Origin of the sequence: Caballeronia glathei (genome assembly GCF_000698595.1) — a bacterium.
GTDB lineage: Bacteria > Pseudomonadota > Gammaproteobacteria > Burkholderiales > Burkholderiaceae > Caballeronia > Caballeronia glathei.
In genome coordinates this window covers 34,251-51,798 of the sequence record NZ_JFHC01000045.1, presented here as the reverse complement: position 1 = coordinate 51,798, position 17,548 = coordinate 34,251, and the positions used below count along the sequence as shown (strand labels likewise).

Genomic DNA, 17,548 nt, shown 5'->3' with positions numbered 1-17,548 from the left:
TATCGTTTGAAGCTCGTTCCTCCCGCGCCGGCGCGACCCGGCGACCCGCTCGATGCGATCGGCACGCCGTCGCTCGTCATCGATCTCGACGCGTTCGAATCCAACGTGCGGCAGATGGCGGAGTTCGCCGCCGCCGCAGGCGTCACGCTCAGGCCGCACGCGAAGGCGCACAAGTCGAGCGAGATCGCGAAGCGCCAGATCGCGGCCGGCGCGAAGGGCGTGTGCTGCCAGAAGCTCAGCGAGGCGTATCCGTTCGCTGCGGCGGGCATCGCGAACATTCATGTGAGCAACGAATTCATCGGCGCCGACAAGACGGCGATGGCGGTCGAACTCGCGGCGCATGTGCGCCTGAGCGTGTGCGTCGATGCTGTTGCCCAGGTCGAGGCGCTCGGCCCGGCGGCGGCGAGGGCAGGCGTGCGGATCGACGTGCTGCCGGAGGTGGATGTCGGGCAGGGCCGTTGCGGCGTGACGGACGACACGCAACTGCTGCGGCTCGTGGATGCGATCGCGGCGCAGCCGGCGCTGCGCTTTGGCGGCATTCAGGCGTATCACGGTGGCGCGCAGCACGTGGCCGCGCACGCGGAGCGGCGGCAGGCCGCGCAACTGGCCGCCGGGCGCGCCGCCGCGAGTCTGCGCGCGCTGGAGGCGCGCGGCGTGCGCTGCGAGGTGGTGACGGGCGGCGGCACCGGCACGGTCGAATTCGACGCAAGGAGCGGCGTCTACACGGAGCTTCAGCCCGGTTCCTACATCTTCATGGACGGCGATTACGGGTCGCTCGAATGGTCGGGCATGCGAAGGCCGCGGCAGAGCCTGTATATCGCGTCTACCATCATGAGCGCGACGCACCCGGGCCGTGCGGTCTGCGATGCCGGGCTGAAGGGCGTGGCGGTGGATTCGGGATTGCCGAAGCGTGTCGCGTGGCTCGCGGACCGCGCCGAGGCCCCGCTCGACTACATCGCGGCGAACGACGAGCACGGCGTGATGGCAGTGCGCGACCGCGAGGGTGACGGCGGGCGCGCTGCTGGGCGAGCGGGTCCTGCTGGTTCCTGGCCATTGCGACCCGACGGCCAACCTCTACGACGAGTACGTGTGCTTTCGCGGCGAGCGCGTGGAGACGCTGTGGCCGATCGACGCGCGCGGATTGTCGCGCTGAGCCTGCGCGTGCGCGGGAGCACGCCGGCCTGCACCGCATTGACGCGGAAATAGGCGTTTCGCCCGGACGGCGTTTACCTAGAATTGTCATTGAACCTTTGCCGTCGGGCGAAGGCAGGCGCTTGCCGTGCGCCCGCAGCGCAGCATGCTGAAAGGAGCTGGAAATGACAGTCGCCCGGTTACTCGTCGGTGGCATCATGGGTGCCGCCTCCCTCGCGGTATGCGCGCAGACGGCCTACATGGCCCCCTCGTCGCAGCAGAATTCCATGACGGATACCTCGATTGGCGGGGCGTCCGCTTCGAAGTCACAGTCGGGGTCGCCCGCCGCCGGTGGCAAGACGCGTGCGCAGGTTTATCAGGACCTTGCCGATTCCCGCGATACCGCAAGTGCGCGGCGTATGGAGCAGTTGTATCGGGGGGCGGGGAATTGAGGTCGATGAGGGCGCGGGCCGGGTGCCGGGATCACCATGATCCCGGCGGCGGGATGCTGTGCCAGCGGTCATGAAGGTACGCCTTGGCCCCGTGGCGTGATTCGCACACCCGACGTCCCGCCCATGAAACGATCAGGCGACTGAACGAGCGCCGGCGAGAAGCACAAACGCCAAACATTGCCGTCAAGCGTTTCGACGCGGAAGAGCGCGGCGATCAACCTCGCTCGTGCGCGCCCCTTCGCGGTCGTGACCATCGCGCGGTGTGTCCCATTCAACGCTTGCCTTTGGAAGAGCATGGAATAATCCGGATTGCTCGGTTGTTGTCCTTGGACGAGTAGCGAGAATTGCGGAAATGAAGTTCACGCATTGTTCAACCCCAAGGAAAAATGATCAACGCATGAGTACATCCTGGATTGCTTCATCCGAAAAGATTGGTACGACGACACTGACTGAGGCGTGCGTCGGTTGCAAAGAATGTGCCTTTATGGGGAGCGACGCGAAGGATGCGACTCCCGGGGGATTTGCCCATAAGGGCGGCACGGTTGTGGCCGGGGACTGGAAGAAGGCATTGATCGAGCGCACCGGTGCGAATCGCGACATCAGCAAACTTCAGCGCCGAAACATAAACGATTTCATTCGTCACGTGCCGGTGGGCGTGCTGATGAAGGGAACTCGCCTTCTGCACGTCACCAGCAGCGCCGATTGGGTGACGAGGCAGATGGTCGGCGGGCACATCGAGGATGACTACAGTTTCTTCACGCTGGAGAACAAGGGCAGGGCCGGTACGCATGCAAACGATTTCCGCCGCGTGGTCCAGCTGACACTGACGCAGGATGTCCACTGCTTTTTCGCGGCAAACTATCTTTTCCAATATTGGCATCCGGTCGAGCGCAAGTTCAGGAACAAGTCCGTGACTGAAATCGACCAGGGTGTCGTTCGGGTCGGCGGCGATCTGACGGGCCTGATCCAGAATGCATGGCCGGCGCTGTATCGGCCCGCTGCGTGGGCCAGCTGTTCCGAGTGCGAAATTGCGTTCCACAATTCGGTCATTCCTCGAATCATGCAGGTGTCATCCATCGGCGTGCTGGATGACAACAAGAAAGCAGTCGACCACGTGCTGTATCACCATATCGACAAGCTGAACGCGGAGAGTGCAACGGGAGAAAGGCACCGGGGAATCAGCGCTCCATGGTGGATGAGCCCCTATTTCCATAGCCGCGAGAAGGTTCTGGCAGCACAACGGCGGTGGCAGACCCGGAACGTTCCGATCGACGACGCGTTCTTCGAGTGACCGCATGCTCTCGACCCGAGAGCATGCGCGGGCATAAATAAAGTCACGCCAGGCGCCGCCTGGTGCAGCGGCAATCAATGGCATTCCTCTCATTGTGCGAACAGTGCATTCTGCAATTCGCTCGTTCCGCCGGTCGCGTGATTAAAGCAATATAGCGCTCAACGGTGCGGCAACGGTGCTGCGCCCGCGAAAGGCGTGCAAGCGCGTTTGGCACATTCCCGGATCGCCCATGGCGCCCGGATTTCACGCACATCCCGAGTGGAGGCAAGATGACGAAGCAGGCAATTATTGTGGTCGATATCCAGAACGACTACTTCCCAGGAGGTAAATGGGTACTCGACGGCGTCGACGCAGCGGCGGATAACGCCCGCCATGTGATCAATGCGGCAAGAACGAACGGTGACCTCATCGTACACATCCGCCATGAAACCCTGGCGAAGGATGCTCCGTTCTTCGTACCCAATACCGACGGCGCTCAGCTGCACCCGAAGACCGCGAACCTGCCCCACGAGCGTGTGATCGTCAAACATTACATGAATCCCTTTCGCGAGACCGACCTCCGGCAGGTTCTGGACGCTCATGGAATCGAAGATGTCGTGGTAGTCGGAAACATGAGCCATATGTGCATCGACGCGGTGACTCGCGCCTCAGACGATTTCGGCTACAACACGACGGTCATTCACGATGCGTGCGCCACGCACGATCTCGAGTTCAATGGCGTGAGCGTGCCCGCATCGCAGGTACATGCAGCATTCATGGCTGCACTTAGCTTCGGCTACGCGGACGTTTTATCGACGGCGGCGTATCTGGCCTCCGAGGGGCGAAAGGCTGCTTGATAGAAATCGGTGTCCGTGATCGATGTCGGGCTTGTGAGCCGGATCTTCAGTATCCGTATCGCCACCCCTCTTCGATGAGCCTGTAGGCCGCAGGTAGCCCGGCGGGCGGCGTATCTCCGCCTGCACGGGCCATCCGGCTCTCTTGAGCCACGGCCTTCAATACCGGACCCTCCCCGAAAGCGATTCACGAGCGTCACAACGGCTGGCGCTTTTCCCGTCTGTTCGCCGCATTCCCGAACCCCAAAATCGCAGGCCTGCCGCTCACGTTTGATAGGATTCACCCTTTTCAGCAGTCGGTAAGCCAGTGTGAAGCGCCCAGACCTAGCATCCATAGAGGCCCGTTGTTCGTCCGGGCTGGCCCGCGTGAGGCCCCTCGTCGCAAGCGGCCTGCACCACCTGCGCCATCCCACGCGCCGCGGCGTCATGTGGACGATGGCTGCCGTGCCCGCGTTCTTCCTGGCCTACGTGCTCATCCTGATCCCCTTTACTCCGGGCATCGGCGACATCCGCAAGGCGAAGGTCGAGCAGCCCGCGCAGGTGCTGTCGGCGGACGGCAAGCTGCTCGCTGAATTCAAGCCGGCCAACCGTGCGTGGGTCGGACTGCCGCAGATATCGCCGCACGTCGTCGAGGCGCTCGTCGCCACCGAGGATCACCGCTTCTATCAGCATCACGGTCTCGACTGGCGGCGCACGGCATCGGCCGCGCTGCACACGTTCTCGGGCGACCGCCAGGGCGGCTCGACCATCACCCAGCAGCTTGCCCGCAATCTCTACCCCGATGAAGTCGGCCGCTCGGCGACGCTCACGCGCAAGCTCAAGGAAGCGGTCACCGCGTTCAAGATCGAGGCCGTCTACACGAAGGAAGAGATTCTCGAAACGTATCTCAACACGGTGCCGTTCCTGTACAACGCCTACGGCATCGAGATGGCGGCGCGCACGTACTTCGACAAATCCGCCGGCCGTCTCGACGTGCTCGAAAGCGCGACGCTCATCGGCATGCTGAAGGGCAACAGCTACTACAACCCGGTGATCAACCCCGAGCGCGCGTTGCAGCGGCGCAATACCGTGCTCGCGCAGATGGTGAAGTTCGGACACCTCGCGCCTGCAACCTATGAATCGCTGAAGCGCCGTCCCTTGAGGATCGATTTCGAACGGCAGACCGAGGCGCCCGGCCGCGCGCCGCACTTCGCGCAGCAGTTGCGCAAATGGCTGATCGCCTGGGCCGATGCCAACGACTACAACATCTACTCCGACGGCCTCGTCGTGCGCACGACCATCGATTCGCGCCTGCAGGCCATGGCGACGCAGGCGGTGGTGTGGCAGGGCAACCAGCTGCAGTCCATCGCCAATGCGGCGTGGGGTGCGCGCGCCGGCTGCGCCGCGGGGAATCCGGACATCGTGCGTGCGTTCGTGCGCGAGACGCCCGACTATCGCGCGGCGAGGGACGCGGGGCTGACGGAGGAGGAAGCGCAAAAGCGGCTGTCGTCGGACCGCCCGTTCATGAAGACGCTATGCGAGACGAAGACCCGCGTGCAGGCCGCGTTTCTCGCGCTCGACCCGCGCAACGGCCAGATCCGCGCGTGGGTGGGCAGCCGCGACTTCGTCAACGATCCGTTCGATCACGTGCAGCAGGCACGCCGCCAGCCGGGCTCCACGTTCAAGCCGTTCGTCTACGGCGCGGCTTTCGAGCAGGGCGCGAACCCCGACGACACCTTCATCGATCAGCCGGTGGAAATTCCCCTCGCGGGCGGCGAAATCTGGCGGCCGACCGACGACTCGCCGCCCAGCGGCCGCGCCGTGAGCCTGCGCGACGGGCTTGCCTATTCGAAGAACCGCATCACCGCGCAGCTGATGCAGGACGTCGGCCCGGCCCGGGTCGCGAGACTCGCGCGCGCGATGGGCGTGCGCGAAAGCCAGCTCGACGTCGTGCCGTCGCTCGCGCTCGGAACGAGCCCGGTGACGCTCAAGGAGATGGTCTCGGCCTATGGCACGATCGCCAACGGCGGCGGTCATGTCGAGCCGGTGCTCGTCACGCGCATCGAGGACCGCAAGGGCGAAGTGCTGGCGCAGTTCGATCCCGTGCCGCCGGAGCAGGTGCTCTCTGCGAACGCCACGGTGAAACTGCTTGATGCGATGCGCGCCGTGATCGATCGCGGCACGGGCACGAGCATCCGCAGCCGCTTCGGCATCCGCGGCGATGTCGCCGGCAAGACCGGCACGACGCAGGACAACGCCGACGGCTGGTTCATCCTGATGCATCCGCAACTGGTGGCGGGGGCGTGGGTCGGCTTCAACGACAGCCGTGTGACGCTGCGCAGCGACTATTGGGGGCAGGGGGCGCACAGCGCATTGCCGATCGTCGGAGATTTCTTTCAGCGTTCGCTGCGCTCGCGCATCGTCGATCCGCGCGCCCGGTTCGCGATCGAGACCGAACCGGGCTTTGCGGACTCGCTGCTGCGCACGAAGCTGCACGACTGGTTCGGGCATTGGTTTGCGCCGGCGCCTGAACCGCACGCGGCGCCCGAACCGCGCAGCGCCGTGCGCCGCACCGCGCCCCGGCCCGCCGTTCAGGATGCCCCGCCGCCGCAGGAGACCGCTGCGTCGGCACCGGCGCAGCCGCCGATATACCCGCTCGCCTCCGAGGCGAGCGGGCCGCAGGCGGGCGAGCCTGCGCCCGATGTCATGCACCCGGACGACATCGCACCGACACCCGATCCGCTCGACACACCCGCAAGCGCCGCCACGGCGCCATGAAGCGCGGAGGCGCTTGCCGCACGCGTGCCCATGCACGAGCCGTCCGGCACGGTCCTGATGCAGCGCGCATACCGGACATCCGTTCACGTCGTCGGGCGATGCCCGCGCCGCTGCCCCGCGCACGGGTGTCAATGAGCCGTCGAAAGCAGGTCCGGGTCAATTGAAAGCCGCGTCCCGGACAACTCGAGCCGAACGTGCGCTTCTATACTTTTCGCGCCAACCCCTCGAACACGCTGCGAGGATCAGTTCGAATGATTGCCGATATCGACGTAACCGCGCTGGGACGTCTCGACGTTGCAGCCGACGGCTCATGCATCCGCATGGGATACATTGACACGAGCGGCCGCGAGGTCGTGCTCAACGTGCCGACGGAGTGCCTCTCCGCACTCGTCCTGTCGCTGCCCCACGTGGCCGACAAGGCGCTCAGGCTGCGCCACGACGACGACAGCCTGCGCATCGTCTATCCCGCCAGCATGGCGCTCGTCGAGCGTTCCAGCGATCCCGACGTCTACATCGTGACGCTCGGCACCCCCGACGCGTTTCATGTGTCGTTCGGACTGACGGCCCCGCAATGCAGGTCGATCGCACGACGCGTCGAGCACGCCGCGCAGTCGGGCGAGCACGTCACGCGTCTCATGTGATGCGTGAGCATCCCGCCTCCGGCTTCGTTCTCGCTTGCTTTACACAGGCACGAATCTCCTGATGGGAAAGCGCGGTTCAGACAATCGACGTGCGGGCTCTGGAACACTTGCGCGCCGACTGCGCACCTAGACTGCCTGAACCCCGACCGCCCCCGTGCTTTGCCGCTTTTGTCGCGTGCCGGTCATCACTTCAGGAGGACTTGCAATGAACGTCATGAAGTCGCATTTCTGGTGCCCCGAAACGCATCCCGGAATGGAGAGTCTGAGCCCGCGGCTCAGGATCGTGCGCGGCGAAGGCTGCTATCTCTTCGACGACCGGGGCAACCGGCTCGTCGACGCCTCGTCGGGGCTCTGGAGCGTGAACGTCGGACACAATCGCAAGGAGGTCAAGGATGCCATCGCGCGCCAGCTCGACGAACTCGAATATTCGACACTGTTCGGCGGCGGGATATCGCATCCCCGGACAGAGGAACTGTCGGAGATGCTCATCGACATGCTCGGGCCGGAGGGCATGCGCCGCGTGTTCTTCAGCCTCGGCGGCTCGGATGCGGTGGAGACCGCGCTGAAGCTCGCGCGCCAGTACTGGAAGGTGGAGCGGCAGCCCGAGCGCACGAAGTTCATATCCCTCAGGATGGCGTATCACGGCACGCATTTCGGCTCGGGCGCGGTGAACGGGTACACGGCTTTCCGGCGCAGCTACGAACCCAACCTGCCGGGCTGCTTTCACGTGGATACGCCCTGGCTCTACCGCAATCCCTTCACGCAGGACCCGGAGGAGCTTGGGCGCCTGTGCGCCGAATTGCTCGAGCGCGAGATCGTCTTTCAGGGACCCGACACCGTCGCCGCGTTCATCGCCGAACCCATTCAGGGCGCGGGCGGTGTGATCGTGCCGCCCGCCAACTACTGGCCGCTCGTGCGGGAAATATGCGACAGGCACGGCGTGCTGCTGATCGCCGACGAAGTCGTCACCGGATTCGGACGCACGGGAACGCTGTTCGGCTGCCGCGCCTGGGGCGTCAGCCCCGACATGATGTGCTTCGCCAAGGGGCTTTCGTCGGGCTACCTGCCGCTCGGTGCGACGACGGTGAACGAACGCATCGAACAGGCCTTCATGACCAACCGCGATTTCACCGGCGCGATCATGCACGGCTACACGTACTCGGGACATCCGGTCTCGTGCGCGGCGGCGATCGCGAACCTCGGCATCGTGACCGGCGAGGATCTTCCCGCAAAGGCGGCGAAAGAGGGCGCCTACCTTCTCGATGCGCTGCGGCCGTTCGCCGACCGCTTCGCGGCGGTCGGCGACGTGCGCGGCAAGGGGCTCCTGGTCGGCCTCGATCTTGTCAGCGACAAGTCGACGCGCGCGCCCATCGACGCGATGTCGGGTTACTCGAATGCGGTGTGCGACGTCGCCCGCGAGCATGGCGCCCTCGTTCGCCCGATGGGGCCGCTCATCGCGATCGCGCCGCCGCTCGTCATCGAGACGCCGCAGATCGATGCGATCGTGTCGGCGCTCGCGGCAGGTTTCGAGCAGGTGCCGTTTCCCTGATCCGCGCTCTTGCGCATGCCGCGATGCGCGATGCGTCGCGTGGCGGGCGCATGCGCGAATGAAGCTGAAAGCAAGCGGCCGGGTCGCGGCGGCCGCTGTCGCGCGCAAGCCGCACGTTTGCTGTTCGTTTGTCTGCGGCGGGAATAACTGCCGGTCGGGAACTGTTCATTAGTTCGTGGGGCCACCCGTGCCCGCACACAACGTGCGGTTACCGCACCGGCCCGCGACCTTCGCGCAGGTACCTCGATGCAGCTTTCGGCACAGACCTCACCCGGACCCCTGAAGCATGTCCTCGACGACACGCCCGAGAGCAGGGAAATCTGGCGTCAGACAACGGCGCGTTTCTATGGTCTGAAATGCGAATACGCGCCGGGCCGTTCGGTGTGCTCGACTTCCGCCAGCTGGAACCTGGGCCAGCTGGACCTGCTGCAGGTTGCAATCGCGAACCAGTCCCTCTCGACGCTCGCGCCGGGCGATCCCCACTGGCCCGGCGACGGCTACCTGTACCTGAAGCTCGTCAGGGAGGGCACGATGATGATCGAGCAGGGCGGGCAGGCACGCGTGTTCCAGTCCGGCCAGCTGATCTTGCTCGATCCGAAGCGGCCGTACCGCCAGAGCTTCAACGAGACGACGCAACTGATCGCGTTGCGCATTCCGAAGGTGATGCTGCGCGAACGCGGCTTCAGGCATGACCTGCGCGGGTTGCACGCGCCCGACGCGGCGGCGCCGGATGTTCACGCCGTCAGCGACCTCATCCTTTCGATGGCCGACCAGGCCGGGGCGACGAGCGCGCGCATGCGGCGCCGGCAGGGCGAGCAGTTGCTCGATCTCATCGATATCGTGCTGGACGATCCCTCCGTCCTGATGCGCGCGCGCAGCGGCGATGCCACGCTTTTTCGCGCCAAGCGGTTCATCGCGCAGAACCTGCGCAACGCGGATCTCACGGCGACGCTGATCGCCTCCGCGGTGAGCGCGTCGGAGGCGCACCTGCACCGGCTCTTCAAGTCGGAAGGCATTTCGCTGATGCGCTATGTCTGGATGCGCCGCCTCGAACTTGCCGCGCGCCTGCTGAAAGAATGCAACGAAAGCCGGATCCAGATACAGGAAATCGCGTACCGCTGCGGGTTTTCCACGCCGGCGCATTTCAGCCGCGCATTCAAGGACCACTATGGCGTCTCGCCGAGGGACGCGACCATGGCGGAACTGACCGGCGAGCACTCCGACGTGTGAGCGAGGGGCTCGGCGAGGGCCTCAAGATTACGCACGCGCCGCCGTAAACACCCGGTAAGACTCGCACCGCGAAAATCCGTTCGCGGCCGCGATCACCGGGTCCGTCATCGTCATGAACAACATCGAAAGCACCGACGCCTTGCTCGCCGCGCAGTTCCTCCGGCACGAGGACGCGGCGTCGGGCGGCAACATCGAAAGCGACATGGAGCACGACAGCGCCGTCTACAGGACGCTGCTGGAATCGACCCGGGCGATCCCCTGGAAGATCGACTGGAACACGATGACGTTCGCGTATATCGGCCCGCAGATCGAAGCGCTGCTCGGCTGGCCGCCTTCGAGCTGGAAGACCGTGCAGGACTGGGTGGAGCGCATGCACCCCGACGATCGCGAGCAGGTGGTCGCGTTCTGTGTCGCGCAATCGAAGGAGGGCTCCGATCACGAAGCCGATTACCGCGCGCTCACGAGCGACGGCGGCTATGTCTGGCTGCGCGATGTCGTGCACGTGGTGCGCAACGCAGAGGGCGAGGTGGAGTCGCTGATCGGCTTCATGTTCGACATCAGCGAGCGCAAGAAGGCCGAAGAAGAAGTGGCGAAGCTGCAAAGGGAGCTCGAGGAGCTGTCGTTCAAGGACGGCCTCACCGGCGCGGGCAACCGCCGCATGTTCGACTCCGTCATCGAGCGCGAGTGGAGAGCCTGCGAGCGCTCCGGCTCGGCGCTTTCGCTCGTCATGCTCGATATCGACTTCTTCAAGTCCTACAACGATTACTACGGGCACGTGCAGGGCGACGAATGCCTGAAGCGCATCGCACGCGTGCTGCAGGCCGCGATCCGGCAGAACGACTTCCTTGGCCGCTTCGGCGGCGAGGAGTTCGTGCTGGTATTGCCGGACACGGGCGCTCAGGCGGCGCTCAAGGTGGCGCAACGATGCCGCGAACTGATCGCCGACGAGGCGATCGCGCACCACCGGTCGCCGCACAGGCAGCAGGTGACAGCAAGCTTCGGCGTCGGCACGATCGTTCCGTCCGATCAGACCGAGCCGGTGGCCTTCATCAATCTCGTCGACGCGCAGCTCTACAGCGCGAAGGAGAACGGCAGGAACCGGATCGCCGCCGTCGATGCGGCAGCGTCGACGATGGACTCGTTCAGGCTGCGCATGGGCTGACGGCGGTATTGGTCGTGCCGCGTCAAAGCGCGGCCGCGGCGGCCGAGACGGGATGCGTGCGCTTGAGCGCCTCGCCGTTCTCGCGGAACAGATGCGCATGACGCACGCCGAAGCCCGCGTTCAGAACCTGGCCGTCGACAGCCGCGGATTCTCCCGAGCCTTTCACCTGTATCAGCGCGCCGTCGTCGAGGCTCACGTGCAGCAGCGTCTCGCCGCCGAGATGCTCGACCACCATCACCTTTCCTGACAGCCTTCCGTCCGCGTCCGCGCCTGCCGCTTCGGTCAAATGTTCCGGACGGATGCCGAGGACCAGTGCGTCGCCCGCCTTCACATCGGTCGAACTGACCGGCAGCGTGATCGACGTGGCTCCGGGCAGGCCGACAGTCACGCCCGACGCGTCGGCGCGCTGCACCGCAACGTTCAGGAAGTTCATCTTCGGCGAGCCGATGAAGCCCGCCACGAAGCGATTCACCGGCGTTCGATAAAGCTCGAGCGGCGAGCCGATCTGCTCGACCTTGCCGTGATTCAGCACGACGATCCGGTCGGCCATGGTCATGGCTTCCGTCTGATCGTGCGTGACGTAGATCATCGTTGCGTTGAGTTGCTTGTGCAGCTTGATGAGCTCGAGGCGCATCTGCACCCGCAGTGCCGCGTCGAGATTGGAGAGCGGCTCGTCGAAGAGGAACACCTTCGGCTCGCGCACGATGGACCGTCCGATCGCCACGCGCTGGCGCTGTCCGCCCGAAAGCGCGCGAGGCTTGCGTTCGAGCAGCTGCTCGATCTGCAGGATCTTCGCCGCGCGCTGCACGCGCTCCTTGATCTGCGTTTCCGGCAGCTTGATCATGCGCAGCCCGAACGCGATGTTCTCGTACACCGACATATGCGGATAGAGCGCATACGACTGGAACACCATCGCAACGCCTCGTTGCGAGGGCTCGAGATCGGTCACGTCCTCGCCGCCGATCAGCACCTGCCCTGTATCGCTGCGCTCGAGTCCGGCAATGGTGCGAAGCAGCGTGGACTTGCCGCAGCCCGACGGTCCGACGAAGACCATGAACTCGCGGTCGGCAACGGCGATGTCCACGCTCTTCAGGACTTCCGTGCCGGCAAACGCCTTGCGAACCTGATGCAACTGAACTGCGCTCATGCGTTGTCTCCTGCAGGTGCCCGCGCCGTGAGCGCGTGCCGCGATGAAGTTCGCGTCGCATGGGTGCGCTTCTGCGGCGCTGCTTGCGACGCTCGACAATTAATTCTTGACAACCGCTTTGCGCCCAAATATACAATTGTAAAACCAGAATTACAAGTGAAACGGTGTCGGTGAAAGCCGGGGAATCAAGGAAGCACTGCAACACGAAACGGCTTGGCATGACGAACCGTTCGACTGTTTATCGCGCGTTCTGAAAAATAACTTGCTTGGGAGACAGGCATGAAGAAGCGTTACACGCAGGCCACCGCACTGGCGATGTTGGGCGTCACGGCATCGTTGATCTCGGTATCGAATGCGTCCGCGTGGACGCTGAAGGAGGCGGCGGCGCCCTATTCGGGCACCACCATCAAGGCCATCTTTCTCGACCGGCCGGGCTACAAGGCGGCGCAAAAACTGATCCCGCAGTTCGAGAAGGAGACCGGCATCAAGGTGAGCACGGAAGTGATTCCGTACGAAAGCACGCGGGAAAAGGAAGTGCTCAACTTCGTGGGCGGCGGCGATCAGGACGTCGTGCTGGTGGACGTCGTGTGGATCGGTGAGTTCGCGAGCAACAAGTGGCTCGTGCCGATCAAGACCTTCACGGACAACCCCAAGCTCGCCGATCCGAAGCTCAACCTGCCGGGCTTCTTCCCGATCCTGCTCGACTCGTTCGGCACCTGGGACAAGACCACCTACGGATTGCCGTTCGACAACTACTCCGGCCTGATGTTCTACAACAAGTGCATGTTGAAGGACGCGGGCTTCAGCGAGCCGCCCAAGACCTGGGACGAGCTGCTCAACGTCTACGCGCCGAAGCTGACCAAGGCCGACAAGAACCAGTTCGCCTTTGCGCTGCAATCGCGTCGCGGCGAGACGCAATCCGCCGACAGCTTCATGCGCGTGCTGTGGCCGAACGGCGGGTCGCTGCTCGACGCGAAGTTCAAATCGAACCTGATGTCGCCGCAATCGCAGGCGGGCCTCGAATACCGGCAGAAGCTGATGAAGTTCATGCCACCGGGCATCGTCGACTATGACCATGCCGAAGCGGTGAACGCGCTCGCGCAGGGCCGCGTCGCGATGATCACGGAATGGTCGGCGTTCTATCCGACGCTCACCGATCCGGAGAAGTCGAAGATCGGCAACTGCCTCGGGGTCACGACCGAGCCGAAGGGGCCGGCGGGCCTGAAGCCGGCGCTCGGCGGCTTCTCGCTCGCAGTGAACGCGAAGTCCAATGCGAAGAAGCAGGCGGCTGCGTGGCTCTTCATCCAGTGGATCACATCCGAAGAGGAGGCGAAGCCGTATCTCGAAGCGGGCGGCGTGAGCGCGCGCATGTCGGTGTACAAGGACCCGGCCGTGCAAGAGAAGTACCCGTTCGTCAAGCCGATGGTCGAGTCGTGGCAGGGCGGCGTGCCGGATTACCGGCCGCGCTTCCCGGAATGGCCGGCGGTGTCCGAGGTGATCGGCGAATGGGGCAGCAAGATGATGCTCGGCCAGGTGACGGTGAAGGAGGGTGCGCAGACCATCGGCACCAAGACCGAAGAGATCCTGAAGAAGGCGGGCTATTACGACGGCAAGAAGCCGCTCCTGAAGTAAGCGCCGCGCAGCGTGGCATCGCGCGCGATGCCACGCTGCGCGCCTGCGAAGATAACGTCGTGAAGGCCGACCCGGCGGAGACGATTCATGCTCAAGACCACGGTTCCCCCAGCAACCGGCGCGATGCGGCCGCGCCCGCGGCGCCGCTTTGGCGTGGTGCCGCGTTCTCCTGCGTTCTGGTTTCTGCTGCCGGCAGTGGCGGCGCTTGCGATCATCGGCATCTATCCGCTGCTGCTCGCGGTCTATAACTCGTTTCATCAGTACAAGCTCGCGGATCTCGCATCGGGCACGCCCTTCGTCGGACTCGACAACTACATCGCCACGCTCAGCGATCCTTCGTTCTGGGGCGCGCTCGGGCGCACCGTGCTCTTTCTGTGCGTGACGCTGCCCATCGAGATCGCGTTCGGCCTGTTCGCCGCGCTGATGCTGCATCGCACCGCCTTGCCGTGGCTGCGCTCCGTGGCGCGCGTCGGCCTCGTGATCCCGATGGCGACGACCTACGCCGTGGTGGGCCTGATCGGCCGGCTGATCTTCAACCGCCAGTTCGGCGTGGTCAACGCGCTGCTCGCCCTGGTCGGCATCGAGCCGCTCGACTGGCTCGCGGACCCCACGCTCGCGTTCGTGTCCGTGATGATCATGGACATATGGCAATGGACTCCCTTCTGCGCGCTGATCCTGCTCGCCGGCCTCGCGATGGTGCCGAGCGAAGCGGAGGAGGCCGCGCGCCTGGAAACGCCGAAGTGGACCAAAATCCTCTGGCATCTGCAGCGGCCCTATCTGCTGCCGGGCCTCACCGCCATCCTGATCCTGCGTTCCGCCGACATGCTCAAGATGTTCGACGCCGTGTTCACCATGACACGTGGCGGCCCGGGCACCGCGACGGAATTCATCAGCATCTATATCCAGCGCGTCGCGTTTCGTCTCTTCGACCAGGGCATGGCGTCCGCGCAGGCGGTCCTGCTGCTGATCATGACGATCGTGCTCTCGCGCCTCTATATCCGCTTCGTCTATCGGGAGGCCGTGTGAACACATCAGCCGAACTCGCCGTCGCGCCTTCAGCGCCGGTTTCGGAGCGCGCCCGCCGTGCCCGCAATGCGCGCCGGCGCGCGACCGTGTGGCATGTTCTCGGCCTGCTCGTCGTGTTTCTCTCGTCGGTGTTTCCGTTCTACTGGATGGTCACGACGAGCCTGAAGAGCCAGGCCGACGCGCTCGCGATGCCGCCGGTGTGGTTCTTCACGCCCACGCTGAGCCATTACACCGATGCGCTCTTCGAGCACAACGTCGCGCAGAGCCTGCTGAACTCGCTGATTGTCGCGAGCAGCACGACGGTCCTCTCGATCATGCTCGGCACGCCCGCCGCGTACGCGCTCGCGCGCTTCGAGTTCCGCGGCAAGGAGGACCTGTGGTTCTGGTTCATCTCGAACCGGATGGTGAGCCCGGTCGTGCTTGCGGTGCCGTTCTTCCTCATCGCGACAAAGCTCGACCTCGTCGATACGCATATCGTGCTGATCCTGCTGTATCTGACCTTCTCGCTGCCGATCGTCGTGTGGATCTGCACGGACCAGTTCCGCAACATTCCCGTCGAGCTCGACGAGGCGGCGCGTCTCGACGGTGCGTCGCCCTGGCGGATCTTCTGGCGCATCAACCTGCCGCTCGCGATGCCGGGCATCGTCGTCTCGGCGATCTTCGCGTTCATCTTTTCGTGGAACGACCTGCTGTACGCGCTCGTGCTCACGCGCAGCGACGCGATCACCTCGCCGGTGGCGGCGACGAGCTACATGAGCGGCTACGAGTTGCCGTGGGGCGAAATCATGGCGACGGGCACGCTGATCGTGCTGCCGATGGTCGTCTTCGCGCTCGCGGTGTCGGGGCGGCTCGTGCAGGGACTCACGATGGGCGCGGTGAAGTGAGCGGGAACGGGACATTCGACTCGCCTCAACCGACTTGATGAACATCATGAACAAATCAGCGCCGCCCGCCGTGACATCGCTTGCCGAATCCTACGTCGACATGGAGGAGGAGCTGCAGGCACGCGTGGCGTGGCATTACTACGTAGGCAACCTCACGCAGCAGGAGATCGCGCAACGCATCGGCAGCAACCGGGTGCGGGTCAATCGCCTGCTCGCCGCGAGCCGTGAATCGGGCATGGTGCAGATCACGATCAACAGCAGGATGGCGCCATGCGTCGCGCTCGAGGAGGCGCTCGTGAAGCGCTTCGGACTCGAAGCGGCAGTCGTCGTGCCGACCGGCGCCGATATCGAGGCGACGCGCTCCGCGCTCGGCATCGGCGCGGCAGGCTATCTGTCGCAGCGGATCGAGGCCGGGCAGACCGTCGGCCTCGGCTGGGGCCGCACCATTCGCGCCGTGTTGCGCGCGCTGCCGCAGCGCGCGTACAAGCGGGTCTCGGCGGTGTCGCTGCAAGGCGGGCTGTCGCATTGCCCGAGCATCAACACGTTCGACATCGTGTCGGACTTCGCGAACCTCTGCCAGGCGGACGGATTTCTGTTCGCCGCGCCGATCCACGTGAGCAGCCAGAAAGTACGCGACATGCTGCTTCAGGAAGACGCCGTGCGCGAGACCTATGACCGCGCCCGGCGCGCCGATCTCGCGTTGCTGACGTGCGGCGATCTCGCGGAGTCGCTCGTCGTCACCTACGGCATCAACAATGCGGATCAGGTGCGCGCGCTGAAGAACGCGGGTGCGGTGGGCGACATGCTCGGCCACTTCATGGATGCCGATGGCGAGGCGATCGATCATCCGCTGAACCGCCGGACCGTGGCGATCACGCTGGACGATCTGCGCAGGATTCGCCACGTGGTGCTGGTGAGCGGCGGCGCGAACAAGTTCGACGTGACCCGGGCGGCGCTGCGCGGGCGCTATCCGTCGGTGCTCGTGACCGACGAGGAGACCGCACGGCGTCTGTGCGACGAGGCGGGAGGCGCGCGATGAGCACAGACCGCAATCGGGAATTCGCCGGCAAGACGGTGCTCGTGACGGGCGCGGGCAAGGGCATCGGGCTCGCGACCGCGCGCCTGATGACAGAACGCGGCGCCGTCGTGATCGCGCTGAGCCGCTCGAAAGCGGACCTCGATGCGCTTTGCGCCGAAACCGGATGCAGGACGATCGTCGCCGATCTGGGCGATGCCAACGCCACGCGCGCAGCGGCGCAGCAGGCGCAACCCGTCGATCTGCTCGTGAACTGCGCGGGCATCGTCGAACTGGAGCCGTTTCTCGACACCACGGTCGAGACGTTCGACCGAATCATGGCGGTGAACGTACGCGCCGCGATGATCGTCGCGCAGGCATGCGCGCGCTCGATGATCTCGCGCGGCGCGGGCGGGGCGATCGTCAACGTGTCGAGCGTCGCGGCCCAGGTCGGCACACCGCTGCACGCGGCGTACTGCGCGTCGAAGGCCGCGCTCGATGCGCTCACGCGGGTCATGGCGGTCGAACTCGGCGTGCACGGCATTCGCGTGAACACGGTCAACCCCGTCGTCACGCTTACGCCGATGGCCGAGAAAGTCTGGAGCGAGCCGGAGAAATCGGGGCCGATGCTCGCGCGGATTCCGCTGCAACGATTCGTGCAACCCGAGGAAGTGGCGCGCACGATCGCCTACCTGCTCGGCAGCGATTCGAGCATGGTCAACGGGGTCAGCCTTGCCGTGGACGGCGGCTTTCAGGCGGGCTGAGCACGTATTCATCACCCTATCAGAGGGCTTCAAT

The 17,548-nt window shown here is 64.9% G+C and carries 14 protein-coding genes and 1 pseudogene; 14 read left to right on the top strand and 1 reads right to left on the bottom strand.

Annotation, left to right across the window (positions count from 1 at the left end; all coding sequences use genetic code 11):
• The first annotated feature begins 6 nt into the window (after window positions 1-6).
• From BG61_RS24905 to BG61_RS24865, 9 genes and pseudogenes are all read left to right on the top strand, one after another.
• Window positions 7-1,153 (top strand): annotated as a pseudogene (locus BG61_RS24905) (DSD1 family PLP-dependent enzyme).
• 163 nt (window positions 1,154-1,316) lie between these two features.
• Entirely contained in the window at window positions 1,317-1,583 is a 267-nt protein-coding gene (locus BG61_RS24900) for a hypothetical protein (RefSeq protein ID WP_035934115.1), read from the top strand.
• 397 nt (window positions 1,584-1,980) lie between these two features.
• Window positions 1,981-2,874 (top strand): hypothetical protein, encoded by an 894-nt coding sequence (locus BG61_RS24895; RefSeq protein WP_129572174.1) that lies wholly within the window; start codon window positions 1,981-1,983, stop codon window positions 2,872-2,874.
• Window positions 2,875-3,143: 269 nt separating this feature from the next.
• On the top strand, window positions 3,144-3,710 hold the full coding sequence (locus BG61_RS24890; protein WP_035934113.1) for a cysteine hydrolase family protein: 567 nt from the start codon (window positions 3,144-3,146) through the stop codon (window positions 3,708-3,710).
• A 423-nt stretch (window positions 3,711-4,133) separates the two neighbouring features.
• Window positions 4,134-6,464 (top strand): penicillin-binding protein 1A, encoded by a 2,331-nt coding sequence (locus tag BG61_RS24885; protein ID WP_081868180.1) that lies wholly within the window; start codon window positions 4,134-4,136, stop codon window positions 6,462-6,464.
• 251 nt (window positions 6,465-6,715) lie between these two features.
• Complete coding sequence (locus tag BG61_RS24880; RefSeq protein WP_051672774.1) at window positions 6,716-7,105, top strand: hypothetical protein; 390 nt, start codon at window positions 6,716-6,718, stop codon at window positions 7,103-7,105.
• Between the two features lie 205 nt (window positions 7,106-7,310).
• Window positions 7,311-8,654: an aminotransferase class III-fold pyridoxal phosphate-dependent enzyme gene (locus tag BG61_RS24875; protein WP_035934112.1), complete on the top strand. Its 1,344-nt coding sequence runs from the start codon at window positions 7,311-7,313 to the stop codon at window positions 8,652-8,654.
• 246 nt (window positions 8,655-8,900) lie between these two features.
• Window positions 8,901-9,884, top strand: a complete 984-nt coding sequence (locus BG61_RS24870; RefSeq protein ID WP_051672773.1) for a helix-turn-helix domain-containing protein — start codon at window positions 8,901-8,903, stop codon at window positions 9,882-9,884.
• A gap of 112 nt (window positions 9,885-9,996) precedes the next feature.
• Window positions 9,997-11,046: a sensor domain-containing diguanylate cyclase gene (locus BG61_RS24865; protein ID WP_035934109.1), complete on the top strand. Its 1,050-nt coding sequence runs from the start codon at window positions 9,997-9,999 to the stop codon at window positions 11,044-11,046.
• 22 nt (window positions 11,047-11,068) lie between these two features.
• Here the strand turns inward: BG61_RS24865 and BG61_RS24860 are convergent, their stop codons facing one another.
• Window positions 11,069-12,193, bottom strand: a complete 1,125-nt coding sequence (locus BG61_RS24860; protein ID WP_035934108.1) for an ABC transporter ATP-binding protein — start codon at window positions 12,191-12,193, stop codon at window positions 11,069-11,071.
• A 279-nt stretch (window positions 12,194-12,472) separates the two neighbouring features.
• Between BG61_RS24860 and BG61_RS24855 the strand changes: the two genes are divergently transcribed.
• From BG61_RS24855 to BG61_RS24835, 5 genes are all read left to right on the top strand, one after another.
• Complete coding sequence (locus tag BG61_RS24855) at window positions 12,473-13,825, top strand: ABC transporter substrate-binding protein (RefSeq protein WP_035934106.1); 1,353 nt, start codon at window positions 12,473-12,475, stop codon at window positions 13,823-13,825.
• An 87-nt stretch (window positions 13,826-13,912) separates the two neighbouring features.
• Window positions 13,913-14,851 carry a carbohydrate ABC transporter permease gene (locus BG61_RS24850; protein WP_051672772.1) on the top strand — a complete coding sequence of 313 codons (939 nt, stop codon included), beginning with the start codon at window positions 13,913-13,915 and terminating at the stop codon, window positions 14,849-14,851.
• Complete coding sequence (locus BG61_RS24845; protein WP_081868179.1) at window positions 14,848-15,735, top strand: carbohydrate ABC transporter permease; 888 nt, start codon at window positions 14,848-14,850, stop codon at window positions 15,733-15,735. The genes BG61_RS24850 and BG61_RS24845 overlap by 4 nt, the downstream gene beginning before the upstream one ends.
• Window positions 15,736-15,781: 46 nt before the next feature.
• Window positions 15,782-16,774 carry a sugar-binding transcriptional regulator gene (locus tag BG61_RS24840; protein ID WP_035934216.1) on the top strand — a complete coding sequence of 331 codons (993 nt, stop codon included), beginning with the start codon at window positions 15,782-15,784 and terminating at the stop codon, window positions 16,772-16,774.
• A complete protein-coding gene (locus tag BG61_RS24835) occupies window positions 16,771-17,514 on the top strand; it encodes an SDR family oxidoreductase (RefSeq protein ID WP_035934104.1) in 744 nt (247 codons plus the stop codon). Before BG61_RS24840 ends, BG61_RS24835 begins: the two co-directional genes overlap by 4 nt.
• The last annotated feature ends 34 nt before the right edge of the window (window positions 17,515-17,548 follow it).